The 16075-nt window shown below is 74.0% G+C and carries 16 protein-coding genes; 8 read left to right on the forward strand and 8 right to left on the reverse strand.

All coding sequences use genetic code 11. The features are described from left to right. Positions 1-47 precede the first annotated feature (47 nt). The 3 genes from ABEB17_RS17450 to ABEB17_RS17460 are packed head-to-tail and all read left to right on the forward strand — an operon-like array spanning position 48 to position 1926. A complete protein-coding gene (locus tag ABEB17_RS17450) occupies positions 48-653 on the forward strand; it encodes a copper resistance CopC family protein (protein WP_345718027.1) in 606 nt (201 codons plus the stop codon). Continuing rightward, positions 650-1177: a DoxX family protein gene (locus tag ABEB17_RS17455; RefSeq protein ID WP_345718028.1), complete on the forward strand. Its 528-nt coding sequence runs from the start codon at positions 650-652 to the stop codon at positions 1175-1177. Before ABEB17_RS17450 ends, ABEB17_RS17455 begins: the two co-directional genes overlap by 4 nt. Continuing rightward, positions 1174-1926, forward strand: a complete 753-nt coding sequence (locus ABEB17_RS17460) for a DsbA family protein (RefSeq protein WP_345718029.1) — start codon at positions 1174-1176, stop codon at positions 1924-1926. The genes ABEB17_RS17455 and ABEB17_RS17460 overlap by 4 nt, the downstream gene beginning before the upstream one ends. Before the next feature lie 21 nt (positions 1927-1947). Here the strand turns inward: ABEB17_RS17460 and ABEB17_RS17465 are convergent, their stop codons facing one another. From ABEB17_RS17465 to ABEB17_RS17490, 6 genes are all read right to left on the reverse strand, one after another. Further along, positions 1948-3069 (reverse strand): ABC transporter ATP-binding protein, encoded by a 1122-nt coding sequence (locus ABEB17_RS17465; RefSeq protein ID WP_345718030.1) that lies wholly within the window; start codon positions 3067-3069, stop codon positions 1948-1950. After that, complete coding sequence (locus tag ABEB17_RS17470) at positions 3066-3872, reverse strand: ABC transporter permease (protein ID WP_345718031.1); 807 nt, start codon at positions 3870-3872, stop codon at positions 3066-3068. The genes ABEB17_RS17465 and ABEB17_RS17470 overlap by 4 nt, the downstream gene beginning before the upstream one ends. A 5-nt stretch (positions 3873-3877) precedes the next feature. Continuing rightward, positions 3878-4618, reverse strand: a complete 741-nt coding sequence (modA, locus tag ABEB17_RS17475; RefSeq protein ID WP_345718492.1) for a molybdate ABC transporter substrate-binding protein — start codon at positions 4616-4618, stop codon at positions 3878-3880. Between the two features lie 87 nt (positions 4619-4705). Then, on the reverse strand, positions 4706-5116 hold the full coding sequence (locus ABEB17_RS17480; RefSeq protein ID WP_345718032.1) for a TOBE domain-containing protein: 411 nt from the start codon (positions 5114-5116) through the stop codon (positions 4706-4708). A 181-nt stretch (positions 5117-5297) separates the two neighbouring features. Beyond that, positions 5298-6974, reverse strand: a complete 1677-nt coding sequence (locus ABEB17_RS17485) for an FAD-binding dehydrogenase (protein WP_345718033.1) — start codon at positions 6972-6974, stop codon at positions 5298-5300. Positions 6975-6996: 22 nt separating this feature from the next. Further along, entirely contained in the window at positions 6997-7356 is a 360-nt protein-coding gene (locus ABEB17_RS17490) for a tetratricopeptide repeat protein (RefSeq protein WP_345718034.1), read from the reverse strand. A 106-nt stretch (positions 7357-7462) separates the two neighbouring features. Between ABEB17_RS17490 and ABEB17_RS17495 the strand changes: the two genes are divergently transcribed. From ABEB17_RS17495 to mscL, 4 genes are all read left to right on the forward strand, one after another. After that, complete coding sequence (locus ABEB17_RS17495; RefSeq protein WP_345718035.1) at positions 7463-7819, forward strand: FmdB family zinc ribbon protein; 357 nt, start codon at positions 7463-7465, stop codon at positions 7817-7819. A gap of 94 nt (positions 7820-7913) precedes the next feature. After that, positions 7914-8762, forward strand: a complete 849-nt coding sequence (locus ABEB17_RS17500) for an S-methyl-5'-thioadenosine phosphorylase (RefSeq protein WP_345718036.1) — start codon at positions 7914-7916, stop codon at positions 8760-8762. Further along, a complete protein-coding gene (cpaB, locus tag ABEB17_RS17505) occupies positions 8759-9472 on the forward strand; it encodes a Flp pilus assembly protein CpaB (protein ID WP_345718037.1) in 714 nt (237 codons plus the stop codon). Before ABEB17_RS17500 ends, cpaB begins: the two co-directional genes overlap by 4 nt. A 148-nt stretch (positions 9473-9620) precedes the next feature. Next, positions 9621-10037, forward strand: a complete 417-nt coding sequence (gene mscL / locus ABEB17_RS17510; RefSeq protein ID WP_345718038.1) for a large conductance mechanosensitive channel protein MscL — start codon at positions 9621-9623, stop codon at positions 10035-10037. 3 nt (positions 10038-10040) lie between these two features. On the opposite strand, the gene ABEB17_RS17515 is transcribed toward mscL, so the two are convergent. Further along, positions 10041-10247: a hypothetical protein gene (locus ABEB17_RS17515; RefSeq protein WP_345718039.1), complete on the reverse strand. Its 207-nt coding sequence runs from the start codon at positions 10245-10247 to the stop codon at positions 10041-10043. Beyond that, the gene (locus ABEB17_RS17520; protein ID WP_345718040.1) at positions 10244-14371 is read right to left on the reverse strand and encodes an AAA domain-containing protein; all 4128 of its coding nucleotides are present in this window, start codon (positions 14369-14371) and stop codon (positions 10244-10246) included. Before ABEB17_RS17520 ends, ABEB17_RS17515 begins: the two co-directional genes overlap by 4 nt. A 350-nt stretch (positions 14372-14721) precedes the next feature. Between ABEB17_RS17520 and ABEB17_RS17525 the strand changes: the two genes are divergently transcribed. After that, the gene (locus tag ABEB17_RS17525) at positions 14722-15969 is read left to right on the forward strand and encodes a geranylgeranyl reductase family protein (protein WP_345718041.1); all 1248 of its coding nucleotides are present in this window, start codon (positions 14722-14724) and stop codon (positions 15967-15969) included. The last annotated feature ends 106 nt before the right edge of the window (positions 15970-16075 follow it).

Genomic DNA, 16075 nt, shown 5'->3' on the forward strand with positions numbered 1-16075 from the left:
TCTCACCCGTCCCGGCGCACCCGCGCCGCCGCACCACCGGAGCGCCCATGCCCCGTCCTGCACCCGCCCGCCCATGGCCGGCCCTCGCCGCGCTGCTGACCCTTGTCACCGCCCTCCTCCTGGTCGGTGCTCCCACCGCCCAGGCGCACGACCAGCTCAAGAGCACGACCCCCGCCGACGGTTCCCGGGTGAGTGGCCCGTCCGTCGTCCGGGTCACCTTCGGCGAGCCGGTGCTCGACGTCGGGAGCGGCAACCGGATCGTCGTCGTCGGACCCGCGGGACGGGTGCCCGGCCACCTTGCCGTGGACGGCGCGGTGGTGAGCACCACGTTCGACCAGCCGCTGCCGGCCGGGCGGTACACCGCCACCTGGCGGGTGGCCTCGGACGACGGTCACCCGGTCTCGGGGACGTTCCACTTCACGTCGCTGGGTACCACTGCGAGCGCCACGCCCAGCGCCACGCCCAGCGCCACCCCGAGCGCGGATCCGTCCTCGACCACCGCCACCCCGGTACCGTCGTCCTCGAGCGCGCACGAGGACGAGGACCAGGCAGGCGGCCCAGGACGGGTCCTGCTGCTGGTGCTGATCGTGGGCGCGGCGCTCAGCGCCGGCACGATCGTGCTGGCGAAGCGTCGGCAGCGGGAGGCGCCGTGAGCACCGACTACGCCCCGGCCTGGCGGCTGTGGCTGGCCACCGTGCTGCGCCTCGTGCTGGCCGGGGTGCTCATCGTCGCTGGGTGGCTGAAGCTGCCGGAGCCCGCCGCGTCCGTCCGGGCGGTCCGGGCCTACCAGCTGCTGCCCGAGTCGGTCGTGCCGTCCGTCGGCCACGCCCTGCCGCTGCTCGAGATCATCGTCGGGGTGCTGCTGCTCGTCGGTCTGGCGACCCGCTTCGCCGCCGCGGTGGCAGGCCTGCTGATGCTGGCCTTCATCATCGGCATCTCCTCCGCGTGGGCTCGCGGCCTGACCATCGACTGCGGCTGCTTCGGCGGTGGCGGAACGGTCGCGGCCAACCAGACCAAGTACGCGCAGGAGATCGCGCGGGACGTCGGGCTGCTGCTGGCGGCCGCGTTCCTGGTGGTCTGGCCGGCCAGCCGCCTCTCGATCGACCACACCCCGTCCGCGGGCAGGGACCCCATGACTGACACCGAACCGTTGACCGAGAAGGAGACCGGACGATGACCTCTGGCAAAGCATCCCGCGACGACCGCGAAGCCAAGGCAGCCGAGCGGCGGGCCGCCGTCGCGAAGAAGGAGGCCCGGCGCCGCAACGGCATCATCACCGCGGTGGTGGCCGTCGTCGTCCTCGTCGTCGTCGGCGCGTACGTCCTGGTGCAGAACGACAACAGCTCGCAGACGTCCAGCAGCTCGGCCTCGCCCAAGGCGACGACCGGCAAGCAGAACCAGTCGATCCTGCTGGGCTCGGCGTCGGCGACTGTGGTCGTGGACGCCTACGAGGACTTCCAGTGCCCGATCTGCAAGCAGTTCGAGGAGCAGTCGGGGCCGCTGCTCAAGCAGTACCTGGACCAGAAGCTCATCAAGATCAACTACCGCCCGATCGCCATCCTGGACAACGCGTCGACCACCCAGTACTCGACCCGGGCCCTGAACAGCGCGGGGTGCGTGGTCAACACCAGCCTGGACGCGTTCCCCAAGTACCACGCGCTGCTGTTCGCGAACCAGCCGCCGGAGAACAGCGCGGGCCTGCCGGACAGCAAGCTCATCGAGCTCGCCAAGCAAGCCGGCGCGACGGACGTGAGCACCTGCATCAACGACCAGACCTTCAAGGGCTGGACGCAGCGCGTCACCGAACAGGCGAGCAAGGACAAGGTGGTCGGGACGCCGACGATCCTGGTGAACGGCACCGTGGTCCAGGACTGGCAGCCGGCGAACCTGAAGACGGTCATCGACGCCGCACTGAAGAACGGCTGAGCCCTTCGAAGGGTCCCCCGCTCAGCCCGGCTGCGGCCCCGGGTACACCTCGACCTCCGTCGCCTTGACGGAGAGCCACACGGTGGACCCGGGCCGCAGGCCGAGCTCGGCGACCGCCGCTGCGGTGACGTCCACGAGCAGGGACGGCCGGCCCTCGACGTGCACCCGCACCCTGTCGTGCAACGGTTCGAGGCCGTCCACGACCCCCGGCCAGACGTTGCGGGCGCTGCCCGGGCCCGGCTCGGCGGTCAGCAGGCTCACCGCCGAGGGAGGGACGGCGACCAGCACCCGGGCCCCCGGCAGCTGGTCCCCGGTGCCCTGCAGACCGCCGCCGTCGTCCAAGCGGACGTGACCACCGGACTCGGCGGCGCCGGCCAGCAGGTTCAACCCGACCAGGCGGGCGACGTAGTCGGTCGCCGGCCGCCGGGCGACGTCGGCCGGGCGGCCGCGCTGGACGACGCGACCGCCCTCGACGACGACCAGCCGGTCCGCCATCACCATGGCCTCGACCGGGTCGTGCGAGACGACCACCACGGGTCCGCCGAAGTCCACCAGGTGCCGGCGCAGGGCGACCCGCACCTCGAGCCGGGCGCGGGCGTCGAGCGCGGCCAGCGGCTCGTCGAGCAGCAGGGCCTGCGGGCGGCGGGCCAGCGCGCGGGCCAGCGCGACCCGCTGCGCCTGACCACCCGACAGCTGGCTGGGACGGCGGTCGGCCAGCCCGTCGACGTCCAGCCGGGTGAGCCAGTCCCGAGCCTCGGCTCGGGCCTGGCGCCGCGACGCCCCGCTCGAGCGGGCGGCGAAGGCGACGTTGTCCAGCACCGACAGGTGCGGGAACAGCCGGTAGTCCTGGAAGACCAGTCCGACCGGCCGTTCCTCGGGCGGCACGAAGACGTCGGCGCCGTCGTCGAGCAGCCGGCCGCCCAGCTCGATCCGCCCGCGCTGCAACGGTTCCAGGCCGGCGATCGCGCGCAGCAGGGTCGTCTTGCCGGCACCGTTGGGCCCGAGCAGCACCACGACCTCGCCGGGATCGACGTCCACCTCGAGCTCGACCGTAAAGGCGCCGCGGGTGATCGCTCCGTGCACCCGCAGCCCTGAGGAACCCAGCCCTGAGGAACCCAGCCCTGAGGAGTCCACCCCGCTCATGAGGCGACCCCGGTGCGCAGCCACCGGTCGCGCAGCAGCACCAGCACCGTGACGGACACGACGAGCAGCACCAGCGAGAGCGCGATGGCGGCGTCCGGGTCGGTCTGCAACGCGATGTAGACGGCGACCGGCATCGTCTGGGTGCGGCCCGGGAAGTTGCCGGCGAAGGTGATGGTGGCGCCGAACTCGCCGAGCGCTCGGGCCCAGGACAGCACCGCGCCGGCCACCAGCGACGGCGCGACCAGCGGCAGGGTGACCCGCCGGAACACCGTCATCCGGCTCGCGCCCAGGGTGGCGGCGGCCTCGTCCATGCCGCGGTCGGCGCTGCGGAACGCGCCTTCCAGCGTCAGCACCAGGAACGGCATCGCGACGAACGCCTCGGCGATCACCACCGCCGCCGGGGTGAAGGGCAGGGTCAGTCCGAACCACTGGTCGAGGTACTGCCCGACCACGCCGCGCCGGCCGAGCGCCATCAGCAGCGCCACCCCGCCGACGACCGGGGGCAGCACCAGCGGCACCGTCACCAGCGCGCGCAGCAGGGCCGTGCCGGGTAGCCGCGAGCGGGCCAGCACCCAGGCCAGCGGCACGCCGAGCACCACGCAGACGAGCGTGGCCAGGGTGGCGCTGACCAGCGACAGCTTCAGCGCGCTCGCCACCTGGCTGCTGGACAGCAGCTCGGGCAGGTTGCGCCAGGGGGCACGCACGAGCAGCGCGACGATCGGCAGGACGAGGAACGCGACGGCGAGCGCCGCGGGGACGGCCAGCGGCCAGGGCGCCCGGGCGGGCTGGCCGCGACGTTGCATGGACCTCAGGGTGCCTGGAATCCGGCCGCCGTCAAGGCTGCCGTGCCGGTGGGCGAGAGCACGTAGTCGACGAAGGCCTGCGCGGTCGCCGCGTTCTTCGAGCCCTTCAGCGCGGCGATGGGGTACGACGTGGAGGCGTTGACGTCGGCCGGGATCTCGACCCCGGCGACCTTGTCACCGGCGGACTTCACGTCGGTCACGTAGACCATGCCGGCGTCCACCTCGCCGAGGGTCACCTTGGCCAGCACGGCCTTCACGTCGGCCTCCTCGGTCACCGGCTTCACCGTGATGCCGGCGTTCGTGAAGACCTGGGCGGCGACGGTGCCGCACGGCACGGCGGCCTGGCAGAGGGCGACCTTGACGCCGGACCTGGCCAGGTCGTCCACGCCGGTCACCTTGGCCGGGTTGCTCGGCGGTACCGCGATCTCCATGACGTTCTTGGCGAAGTCCTGCGGGTTGGCGGCATCCCCGGCGTCGCTCACCTGCGTCATGTTCTTCTTGCTGGCCGAGGCGAACACGTCGGCCGGCGCGCCCTGGGTGATCTGCTCGGCCAGTCCCGAGCTGGGACCGAAGCTGAAGGTCACCTTGGTGCCCGGGTGCGCCGCCTCGAAGCTCTTGCCGAGTGCGGTGAACGACTCGGTGAGCGACGCCGCCGCGAACACGGTGATCGTGCCGGTGATGGCGGCGGACGACGTCGACGAGCCCCCAGCGCTCGTCGTGTCGTCGCTGTCGCCGCAGCCCGCCATGACCAGGGCCAGGGACGCCACGAGGGCGACGACGAGGGTACGGCGGAGGTTTCTCACGGCTGCTCCAGGTTCACGGCTGCTCCAGGTTCACGGCTGCTCGGGCTTCTCGACGACGACGTGGGTGGACTTCACGGACGCGACGGCCAGCACGCCGGGCTCGAGGCCGAGGTCGTCGGCGGCCTCGCGGCTCATCAGCGACACCAGCCGGTGCGGACCCGCCTGGACGTCCACCTGGGCCATCACCGTGTCGCGGACCACGCGGGTGACGAGCCCGACGAACCGGTTGCGCGCCGACTCGACCAGGATCGGTCGCGGGGCGGGGCGCTCGGCGGCGTCGGCGACCTCGGTGGCCAGCCGGGCGAGCTCCGCGCCGTCCACCACCAGCCGGCCCGCGCCGTCCGACTCGGTGGTCAGGCGTCCGGCGTCCACCCAGCGGCGCAGGGTGTCGTCACTGACGCCCAGCAGCTCGGCGGCCTCACGGATCCGGTACAGCGGCACAGGCGCACCCTAACCGCATCTGCGGCTCGATGACCACGTTCTTCCCGCACCCGCGCCCTCGCCCGCCGCGCCGCCACCGCAAATATCCCGCTATCCGGGCTTGTGGAGGCCGTTTGACCCCGAATAGCGGGACATCTGCGGGTATGTGCGGGGGTCAGGGGGTTCGGGTCAGGGGTTCGGGTCAGGCCGTGGCGTGCGCGGCGGCGCGGCCGGCGGTCCGGCCGCTGAACAGGCAGCCGCCGAGGAAGGTCCCCTCCAGGGACCGGTAGCCGTGCATGCCACCGCCGCCGAAACCGGCCACCTCGCCCGCGGCGTACAGCCCCGGCACCGGCTCGCCCGGCGCGCCCGGACTGGTTCGCAGCACCCGACCGGACAGGTCCGTCTCGAGCCCACCGAGGGTCTTGCGGGTCAGCACCCGCAGCCGGACGGCGATCAGCGGGCCCATCTTGGGGTCGAGCAGCTTGTGCGGGGTGGCCGTCCGGATCAGCTTGTCCCCGCGGTACTTGCGGGCACCGTGGATCGCGGTGACCTGCAGGTCCTTGGTGAAGTCGTTGTCGATCTCTCGGTCGCGGGCCAGCACCTGCCGCTCGACGTCGGCGAAGTCCAGCAGGTCGTTGCCGGCCAACGCGTTCATCCCGTCGACCAGCTCGCGCAGGGTGTCGCGGACCACGAAGTCGACGCCCTTCTCCTTGAACGCCTCGACCGGCCCGGGCGCGCCGGGCTTCACCCGGGACAGCACCTGCCGGACGTCCTTGCCGGTCAGGTCCGGGTTCTGCTCCGAGCCCGAGAGCGCGAACTCCTTCTCGATGATCTTCTGGGTCAGCACGAACCAGGTGTGGTCGTGGCCCGTGCCCAGGATGTGCTCGAGCGTGCCGAGGGTGTCGAAGCCCGGGAAGTACGGGACCGGCAGCCGCCGGCCGGTGGCGTCCAGCCACAGGGACGACGGCCCCGGCAGGATCCGGATGCCGTGGCCGGGCCAGATGGGATCCCAGTTCTGGATGCCCTCGGTGTAGTGCCACATCCGGTCGCGGTTCACGATCGAGCCGCCGGCGCTCTCGGTGATCGCGAGCATCCGCCCGTCGACGTGCGCCGGGACGCCGGTCAGCATCTCCCGCGGCGGCTCACCCATCGCCGTGGGCCAGTTCGCCCGGACGAGCTCGTGGTTGCCGCCGATCCCGCCGGAGGTGACCACCACGGCCTGGGCGCGCAGGGTGAACTCGCCCGTGGACGTCCGGGACGACGACTCGCCCCGCCGCACGTCGCTGGCCTCCAGCGTCACCCCGGTCACGCCGTCCACCGCGCCGTTGGTCGTCGTCAGCGCGTCCACCCGGTGCCGGAACGCCAGCCGGACCAGCCCGCGCTCGACCCCCGTCCGGACCCGCCGCTCGAACGGCTCCACGACGCCCGGGCCGGTGCCCCAGGTGATGTGGAACCGGGGCACCGAGTTGCCCGGACCGTCGGCGAGGTAGCCGCCGCGCTCGGCCCAGCCGACCACCGGGAAGAACCGGACGCCCTGCTCGCGCAGCCACTGCCGCTTCTCGGTCGCGGCCCACTCGACGTAGGCGCGGGCCCACCGGCGCGGCCAGTGGTCCTCGCGGTCGCGGTCGAAGCCGGCCGTGCCCTCCCAGTCCTGCCAGGCGAGGTCGAGCGAGTCCTTGATGCCCATCCGGCGCTGCTCGGGGCTGTCCACCAGGAACAGTCCCCCGAACGACCAGAACGCCTGGCCGCCCAGCGACTGCTCCGGCTCCTGGTCGACCAGGACCACCCGGCGTCCGGCGTCCACCAGCTCGGCGGTGGCGACCAGCCCGGCCAGGCCGGCTCCGACCACGATGACGTCTGCGTCCATGCCCGCGCTCATGCGGGGCATCGTTCCACGTCCGTCAGCCCAGGTAGGCCAGGTGCTCCTCGCGCGGGTCCAGCACCGCGGCGAGCCGCAGCCAGCGCCGGGCCAGGTCCTTCTCGCCCTGGCGCATCAGGGTGCGTCCGAGCAGGTGCGCGGACTCGGCGTCCGACGGATCGGCGGTGACGAGGCGCTCCGCGATCTCGCGGGCGCGGCCCAGCGCGGCGAACCGGTAGCTGGCCAGCGCCAGCAGCCGCTGGGCCGCGGGGGCGGCAAGGTCGTCGGCGGCCATCCGCTCCAGGGTCGAGATCGCGTGCCGCGGGTGGCCGTCGTCCAGGTACTGCTCGGCGAGCCGGAACAGCTCGTAGCCGTCCGGGGTTGTCATGGCCGTCGTCGTCATGGGCACGGAACGTGCTCAGGTGGCGGCGCATTCCGTGCCTTGCCCGTACACTTGGCACTCGATCGACCGGAGTGCCAGAGCCGGTGCGCACCTGTGGAGGACTTGGATGCCGACGTACGACTACGCCTGCACGCACTGCGACCACGCGTTCGAGATCGTGCAGTCGTTCACGGACGACGCGCTGACCGTGTGCCCCGAGTGCGGTGGCCGGCTGCGCAAGGTCTTCGGATCCGTGGGTGTCGTGTTCAAGGGGTCGGGCTTCTACCGCACCGACTCGCGCAACTCCTCCACCGTGCCGGCGAGCAAGTCGTCGGACGGCAAGTCGTCCGAGAGCAAGTCCTCCGACAGCTCGTCGTCGAGCGGCTCGTCCTCCGACAGCAAGTCCTCGTCGTCCTCGTCGTCGGACAGCAAGGCGTCGAGCTCGTCGTCCACGGGTTCGGGCGGCTCCACCTCCGCCGCCTGACGGTCCTGTCCCACGGGACGGCGCTTGGTCCCGTTGTCCACAGGGCGCCGTCGCGACCACCGCCGCGGGCCGCGGGCCCCCTAGGGTTGGCGTCATGACCGATCCGGCCCACGCCCACGCTTCCCGTTCTGCCACAGCGACGTCAGCCCCGATCGGGGTGATCGGCGGGTCGGGGTTCTACTCCTTCCTGGACGACGCGGCCGAGGTCTCGGTGCCGACCCCGTTCGGCGAGCCCAGCGGGCCGGTCACGCTGGGGGCGGTCGGTGGGCGCGAGGTCGCGTTCATCGCGCGGCACGGCAAGGACCACCGCTTCCCACCGCACCGGGTGAACTACCGGGCGAACCTGTGGGCGTTGCGGGCGGTCGGCGTGCGCCAGGTGCTGGCCCCCTGCGCCGTCGGGTCGCTGCGCGCCGAGAACGGGCCGGGCACGATCGTGCTGCCCGACCAGGTCGTCGACCGGACCTGGGGGCGCGAGCACACCGTGTACGACGCGGAGGGTCCGGTCGTGCACGTGTCGATGGCGGACCCGTACTGCCCGCGCGGGCGACGCGCCGTCCTGGCCGTGGCGCAGGCGCAGGACGAGCAGGTGGTGGACGGCGGCACCCTCGTCGTCATCAACGGCCCGCGGTTCTCCAGCCGGGCCGAGTCGCAGTGGCACGCCGCTGCGGGCTGGTCCGTCGTCGGCATGACCGGCATGCCGGAGGCGTCCATCGCGCGCGAGCTCGCGGTGTGCCTGACCTCGATCGCCCTGGTCACCGACCTGGACGCCGGTGTCGAGGAGGGCCAGGGCGTCACCCACCACGAGGTGCTGGAGGTGTTCGCGCACAACGTCGAACGACTGAAGGCGATGCTCTCGCAGGTGATGCCGACCATGCCGGACGACGACGAGTGCGCCTGCCGGCACGCGCTCGACGGTCAGCGGCTGCCGTTCGACCTGCCGTGACGCGGCTGCTCGACCGGCTGCGCGCGCGTTCCGAACGGACCCCGCCGGCCGGCGTCGGCGGCTGGGTCCCGTTGCGCCGCAGGGGGCACGGGCTGCGCCGCTGGTTGGCCGCGGGCTGCGCGGCGGCCGCGACCGCCGTCGCGCTGGGCACCCTGGCCCCCGATCCGCGCCCTGGCGTGCCGGTGCTGGTGGCGGCCCGCGACGTGCCGGCCGGCGCGGCCCTGCAGGACGGTGACCTGGACGTCGTCCGCCGGCCGGCGACCGAGGTTCCGGCGCAGGCGCTCACGAGCACTGATGCCGCCGTGGGCCGGGTCGTGGCCGCCCCACTGCGAGCCCGCGAGGTGCTGACCCGGTCGCGCCTGGTCGGCCGCAGCCTGCTGGCGGCGCGGCCGGCCGGTGACGTGATGGTCCCGGTGCGAATGGCGGACGGCGCGGCCAGTGCCCTGCTGACGCCGGGCAGCCGGGTCGACGTGCTGGTGGCCGCGCCGGACCAGCCCGCCGCCCGCACCGTGGCGCGCGGGGCGACCGTGCTGGCCGTGCCGGGCGCCGCGTCGTCCGGCGCCAGCACCGGTGGCAGCACCCTGCTCGGCGGGTCGGCCGCCACGGATCCTGGGCAGGGTGGGCTCGTCCTGCTCGCGGTGCCAGCGTCCACGGGCAACGACTTGGCCCAGGCGGCGGTCGTCGGCCAGCTGTCCTTCCTGGTCCGCTAGCCCCGCCCCACCCGCACCATTCGCGCTCTCCGTGGTTTTCCGGGCAGCACAGCCACGGGTAGCGCGAATGGTGCGTGGGGGATCCGGGTCACGTGACGGTCGGAGGCGGCGGTTGCGCTACGTTCGATGCGTTCCGGAACTCGAGCAGATGGGCGATCAGATGCTGAAGGGCTTCAAGGACTTCCTGATGCGTGGGAACGTCGTCGACCTCGCGGTCGCCGTCGTGATCGGCGCTGCGTTCGCACTCGTCGTCAAGTCGCTCCTCGACGGGTTGATCAACCCGCTGATCGCAGCGATCTTCGGCAAGCCCGACCTCACGGGCGTCGGCAACTTCACCATCAACGGTGCCAACTTCTCGATCGGCCTCGTCCTGACCGCCGTGATCAACTTCGTCATCATCGCCGCGGCGATCTACTTCATCGTCGTCGTGCCGATGAACCACCTGGCCGAGCGGCGCAAGCGTGGCGAGGAGCCGGAGCCCGAGGCGCCGAGCGAAGAGGTCATCCTGCTCACCGAGATCCGCGACCTGCTCAGCCGCACGAGCGGCGCGCCGACCCAGGAGTAGCACTCACTCCCAGTGCGGCGGGCGCTGCTCGTGCAGCCACTGCTCGTGCTGGTCACGCTTCTCGTCCCGGTCGGGCGCCTCGCCCCACCCGGCGTCCGTATCGTCCTTGGTCTGCTCCCCCGCTGACTCGCTCGCGGGGCCGCCGGTCGCCGGGCGGGTGGCCCGGCGTCGGCGCCGGGGGCCCGGCGTCGGCTCCTCGGACGGCGTCACGACCCGCCACCCGTGCGTACCCGCGCGATCGCGGCGTCCACGGCAGCGTCGATCCGGCTACCCCGACGGCTGAAGCCGAGCTGCTGACGGGTCAGCGCGGCGACCTCGTCGTGGGTGCGCAGCAACGTGTCCGAGCAGATCCAGCCGACGACAGCGTCCAGGTCCGCCTCGGTGTAGTCGTCGATGGGCAGCCCGGACGGCACCCGAGGGCGCGGTCCCACCCGCTGACCGGCCGACGTCCCCGACCCGCCGGGCGCGGGCTCGTCGCCGTCCCACTGCACCTGCGGCCCGGACGGCGCGACCGGAGCCAGCACCGGCGCCGCCGTCGCGGTGGCCGCCGAGGAGGCCCGGCCCACGGCCGCCCGGATCCGGGCCACCTCGCGCGCCGGGTCGCGGAACACGTCGGTGGACCACACCCGCAGGTGCCGCCAGCCCAGCCGCTCGAGCTGCTCGCTGCGCAGCCGGTCCCGCTCGCGCGAGCTGGTCACCGCCGCGTAGCCGGGACCGTCCGACTCGACGGCCACCAGCAGCGGTCCGCCGACCTCCCCCACCGCGAGGTCGATCCGCGCGTCAGACGCACCGTGCTGCTCGACCACCTGCAGGTCCTGTCCGCGCAACCGCACGGCCAGGTCCCCGAGCAGCGCGTCCGCATGCGGCGCGTCCGCCTGCGGCGCGTCGCCGAGCGACGTATGCCGCCCGCCATCCGCAGCCGATTCCGCCGGTGCGGCAACGGTTTCGACCGGGAGCTCACCACCACTGGCCGCGTACGCCAGGTACTCGCGCAGCAGCTTGGCCCCCTCGGCGGACAGCCGGGTCGGGTCCAGGTCGGCTGGCCCGAACGAGGCCACCACGGTCATCCGTGCGCGGGCCCGGGTGATCGCCACGTTGAGCCGGCGCTCACCGCCGGCCTGGTTGAGCGGCCCGAACCGGTGCAGCACCCGGCCGTGCGGCGTCCGCCCGAAGCCGACGCTGAGGATGATCGCGTCCCGCTCGTCGCCCTGCACCCGCTCCAGGTTCTTCACGAAGAAGCGCTCGCGGCCCGGCGCGGTGAGGAACTCCGCGACGTCGGGGTGCTCGGGCAGGGCCAGCCGCAGCGCGTCGTCCAGCCGGGCGGCGTGTCGCAGACCCAGGGCGATGACGCCCAGCGACTCGTGCGGGCGGGTGCGGGCGTGCTCGATGACCAGCCGCACCACCTCGGCCACCTCGGCGTCAGTGCTCTCCACCGACTCGGCGTCGGGCGCGAGCACCCCGCGGCCGTCGACCTCGACGAACGAGAGCACCTGACCCGAACCGGCCGCCGGGAAGGTCACCAGCGACCCGTCGTACACGTGCTGGTTGGCGAACGAGACGAGCCGCTCGTCCCGGGACCGGTAGTGCCAGCGCAGCTGGGCCACGGGCAGGCTGGCCGTCAAGGCGTCCAGCACCGACTCGAACCCCTCGGTGTAGGGCTCGTCGGCGTGCGCACCGGCCGCCGCGTCGTCGGGGACGGCGCTGGTGAAGAAGGCGGTCGGTGGCAGCTGTCGCTCGTCGCCGGCGACGACGACCTGCCGGGCCCGGCTGATCGCGGCCACTGCCTGGGACGGCGGCACCTGGGAAGCCTCGTCGAACACCACGACGTCGAACTGCTCGCCCGGCGGCAGCACCTGTGACACGACGAGCGGGCTGAGCGCCCAGCAGGGCTTGGCCGCGCCGAGCACGTCTGGTCCGCCCACCACCAGGTCGCGCAGCGGACGGTGCCGGCGCTGCTTGGCCGCCTCGGCGCGCAGCAGGGCGGCCTGCTCCGGGAACCGGTCCAGCGTCGCCACCAGCCGCTCGGCCGTGGCCCGGCGCACCCGCGCCGCCCCGGCGGACAGGTGCTCGCGGTCCGCCGCCGCGAACTCGGCAGCGACCTGGCGCAGCAGGTCGCCGTCGTGCGCGCCGTACCGCGGGTCGCCGACCGCCAGGTCCTCCAGCACCGACGTCCACCAGACCAGCTCAAGCTCGGCGCCGACGTCCTGCGCCGCGACGTCCCGAGCCGCCAGGTCGGCCAGCAGGGGCTCCAGGCCGGCGGCCCGCAGCCGCTCGCGCAGGGCCACCGTCCGCGGGATCACGGGCAGGGACGTCGTCCGCTCCCCGAGCAGCTCGAGCCGCCCGGCCAGCAGGCCGAGGTCGGTCTCGGCGAGGTCGCCGCCCGCGGGGGTCGTGGCCAGCCGCTCGGCCAGCCAGGTCATCGGCTCGGCCGCGTCCAGGTAGGCGTGCTCGGCGTCGTCCAGGCCCGCGGGCAGGGCGGGACGCGCGCCGCGGCCGGCCAGCACCTGCCACTCCTCGCGCTGGCGGTGGGCGAGCTCGAGGGCCGCGTGCAGGTCCGGCGGCGGGGCGCCGGGTCGCAGCAGCCGGCGGGCCGCGCGGGCCAGTCGCCGCCGCTGCCACCAGCCGAGCTCGATACCTCGCTCGGTTCGCCACTCCCGCGTCGCCGTGGCCGCGACCGCGTCGGCCAGCGACGTGTCGAACACGTTGGGGGAGAACACGTCCAGCGTGCGGCGCACCGAACCGACCAGGCCGAGGTTGCGGCCGAGCTCGGCCATGCTGGCGGCGGGCGGCATGCCCGCCTCGGCCAGCACCGGCGGGACGACGGACAGCGCGGCGGGCAGGGCCTCCTGGCTCAGCAGGGTGACCTTCTCCAGCGCCTCGCGGGCCTCGTCCGGGGTGCGCAGCAGCGCACCGAACCAGGGGTCGTCGTCCGGGGCGGTGCGGAAGGCGCCGAGGCTGGCGGCCTCGCGCAGCTCCTCGCGCAGCGCGTCCAGCTCGGTGCGGTCGAGCGCCTTCAGCGCCGCGCCGCGCACCCGGACCCGCGAGCGCGGCGCGGGACGGCGGTCGGTCAGCCCGGCGAGGGCCTGCTGGGCGTCGTAGGCGCTGACGTGCCAGGGGTCGCGCCCGGCGTGCAGGGCCTGCACGTGCCCGGTCAGCCGGCCGCGCCGCTCGAGTAGGGTCGACGTGACGGCCTCGAGGTCCGGGCGAGGCACCCGGCCGGCCCGTTCCAGGGTCAACGCGATCTCGCGGGCCACCCGGCGCCGGTTGGTGGCGCCGTCGTGCAGGTCGAGCACGAGGTCGTCGAGCCCGACGGCGGCCAACCGGGAGAGCACGGCGTCGATGGCTGCGCGCTTCTCGGCGACGAACAGCGTGCGCTTGCCGGCCGCGGCCAGGCTGGCGACGAGGTTGGCGATGGTCTGGGACTTCCCGGTGCCGGGCGGGCCCTTGACGACCAGGTGCGAGCCGGCCAGGACGGCGTCCACGACCGCCTCCTGGGACGCGTCGGCGTCCAGCACGAGGAACTCGGTGCTGGGATCCGCGTCCGCGGGGCCCGGCTGGCCGACCGGGCGGGCGGCCACGGCGGCCAGCGCGCCGGCGTCCCCGGCGAGGGCCGCGACGACGTCGTGCCCGGCGAGGGTGTCGCGCTGGGCCTCCAGGTCGGTGACCATCGGCAGGCGGGCGTAGGAGAACGTGCCCACCACCAGTCGGTGCTGCACCGAGAACCCCGGGACGTCGCGGCAGGTCTGGGCGACCCGCTCCAGCACCGGGGTCGGGTCGAAGCCGTCGTCGGTCATGGCCAGGTCGGCGATGACGTCGGCGTCCAGGGTGATCCCGTACTCGGACGCGAGGAAGTGCACCAGCACGGGGTTGAGCTCGGCGGCCGGCCCCAGGTCGACGTCGAAGTCCTCCCCCGCCGCGCCGCGGGGTCGCAGCTCGCACGAGCGCAGCAGCACCGGCGCGGCCGGCGGGCGCGAGGCGTCGGGCGCGCTCCAGGTAGCCATGCCGACGGCGAGCCAGCCGGCCGCGATGCCGCGCTCCTCGGCGAGCTCGGTGGTCTTGGCGCGGATCGCGCGGGCCCGCCGGCGGCTGTCGGCGAGCGACCCGGGTTCGCGGATGAGGGTGGACAGCCTCGTCGGACGCCCGGCCAGCAGCATCGCCAGACCGCTGGGGTGGGCGTTGGTCAGGTCGAGGGTGCCGACCGTGAGGTCGCGGTACCACAGGAGCGTGTTGCGCCCGCCGAGGTCGACCAGCTCACGCGCCCAGGCGTCGACGGCGTCCCGGACCCGCTGCTCACGGGAGGGGGCTGGTGCGTCCTGGGAGTCGGCTTCGGTCACCGCCCTACGCTAACCGCCGCCCTCACCGGGGCCGTCCGCGCCGCGCCCCGAAGGGGTCCGCGCCGGGAAAAGTCCCGGGACATGGTTGACGGTGTGCACCGCGCAGGGGGGGCAAGCGGTGCACACCGTCGAGTGACAGCATGCGACACCATCCGTTGCAGCGTCAAGCAGATCGCTGAGACTGTGACGCGTTTCGTCGTCCGAACCCACGAGGTCGACGGTTTTGGCCCGACTTTGCCACGAATTTCGCGGTCGGAACCACAAACCCTCCGTCACCCGAACGGCGTAACGTCGCCGCGCGGACGGGGCCGGGTGGGCGTACAAGACCCCGAACGGGGAGAATCGACGACGTGACCACCCCCGCCCAGGTTCCCGCGCACGCTGAGGTGCTCGTCGTCGGCGCCGGTCCGGCCGGGTCCGCCGCGGCCGCGTGGGCGGCCCGCGCGGGCCGCGACGTGGTGCTGGCCGACAAGCACACGTTCCCGCGGGACAAGGCGTGCGGCGACGGCCTCACCCCCCGAGCGATCGCCGAGCTGCGCCGGCTGGGCCTGGGCGACTGGCTGGCCGGGCGCACCGTGAACTGGGGCCTGCGGGCGCACGGGTTCGGCCAGGAGCTGTTCCTGCCCTGGCCGGGCGGCAGCCTGCCCGCGTACGGCAGCGCCGTGCCGCGCACCGAGCTCGACCACACGATCCGGCAGGTAGCGCTGGACAGCGGCGCGCAGCCGCTGGACGACGCCCGCGCCGTAGACGTGGAGCGGGACGGCGAGCGGGTGTCAGGCGTGGTGTTCCGGCGGCGCAACCAGACCTTCACGGTGACCTGCGACCGGCTGGTCGTCGCGGACGGCGCGCGCTCCCAGCTCGGCCGCGTCCTGGGCCGCGAGTGGCACCGCAGCACCGCCTACGGGGTCGCGATCCGCGGCTACATCAAGTCCGCCCGCGCGGACGACCCGTGGATCAGCTCGCACCTGGAGCTGCGCGGCGCCGACCGCGAGATCCTGTCCGGCTACGGCTGGGTGTTCCCGCTCGGCGACGGCGAGGTGAACATCGGCGTCGGCACGCTCGCGACGTCCCGCCGCCCGGCGGACGTCGCGCTGCGCGGGCTCCTCGACGTCTACACCGCCCAGCGCCGGGAGGACTGGGGCCTGGTCGGCGACGTCCGGGCGCCCTGGTCGGCGTTGCTGCCGATGGGCGGCGCGGTGTCCGGGGTGGCCGGTCCGAACTGGGGCTTCGTCGGTGACGCCGCCGGGTGCGTGAACCCGCTGAACGGCGAGGGCATCGACTACGGGCTGGAGACCGGCCGGCTGCTGGCCGAGCTGATCGAGTCCGGCCAGCCGCTGGACCGGGCCTGGCCGCAGACCCTGCGCAGGCACTACGGCGAGGCGTTCTCGATCGCGCGCCGGCTGGCCGGACTGCTGACCGTGCCCGGCCTGCTGCCGGCCGCGGGGCCACTGGGCATGCGGTCGCGCTCGCTGATGACGCTCGCGCTGCGACTGATGGGCAACCTCGTCCAGCCCGAGGACGCGGACGTCGTCGCGAGGCTGTGGCGGCTGGCCGGCCGGACCTCCACCCACCTGGACGCCCGCCCGCCCTTCAGCTGACCCCACCCAGCCCCGCCCCTCCCAGCCCCGCCCCCTCCCAGCCCCGCCCCCACCCGCTTCCGCCACCCAGGCCGGTTTCCGCCACTCAGGCCGGTTTCCGACGTCC

The sequence above is a fragment of the Angustibacter luteus genome (assembly GCF_039541115.1).
GTDB classification, from domain to species: domain Bacteria; phylum Actinomycetota; class Actinomycetes; order Actinomycetales; family Angustibacteraceae; genus Angustibacter; species Angustibacter luteus.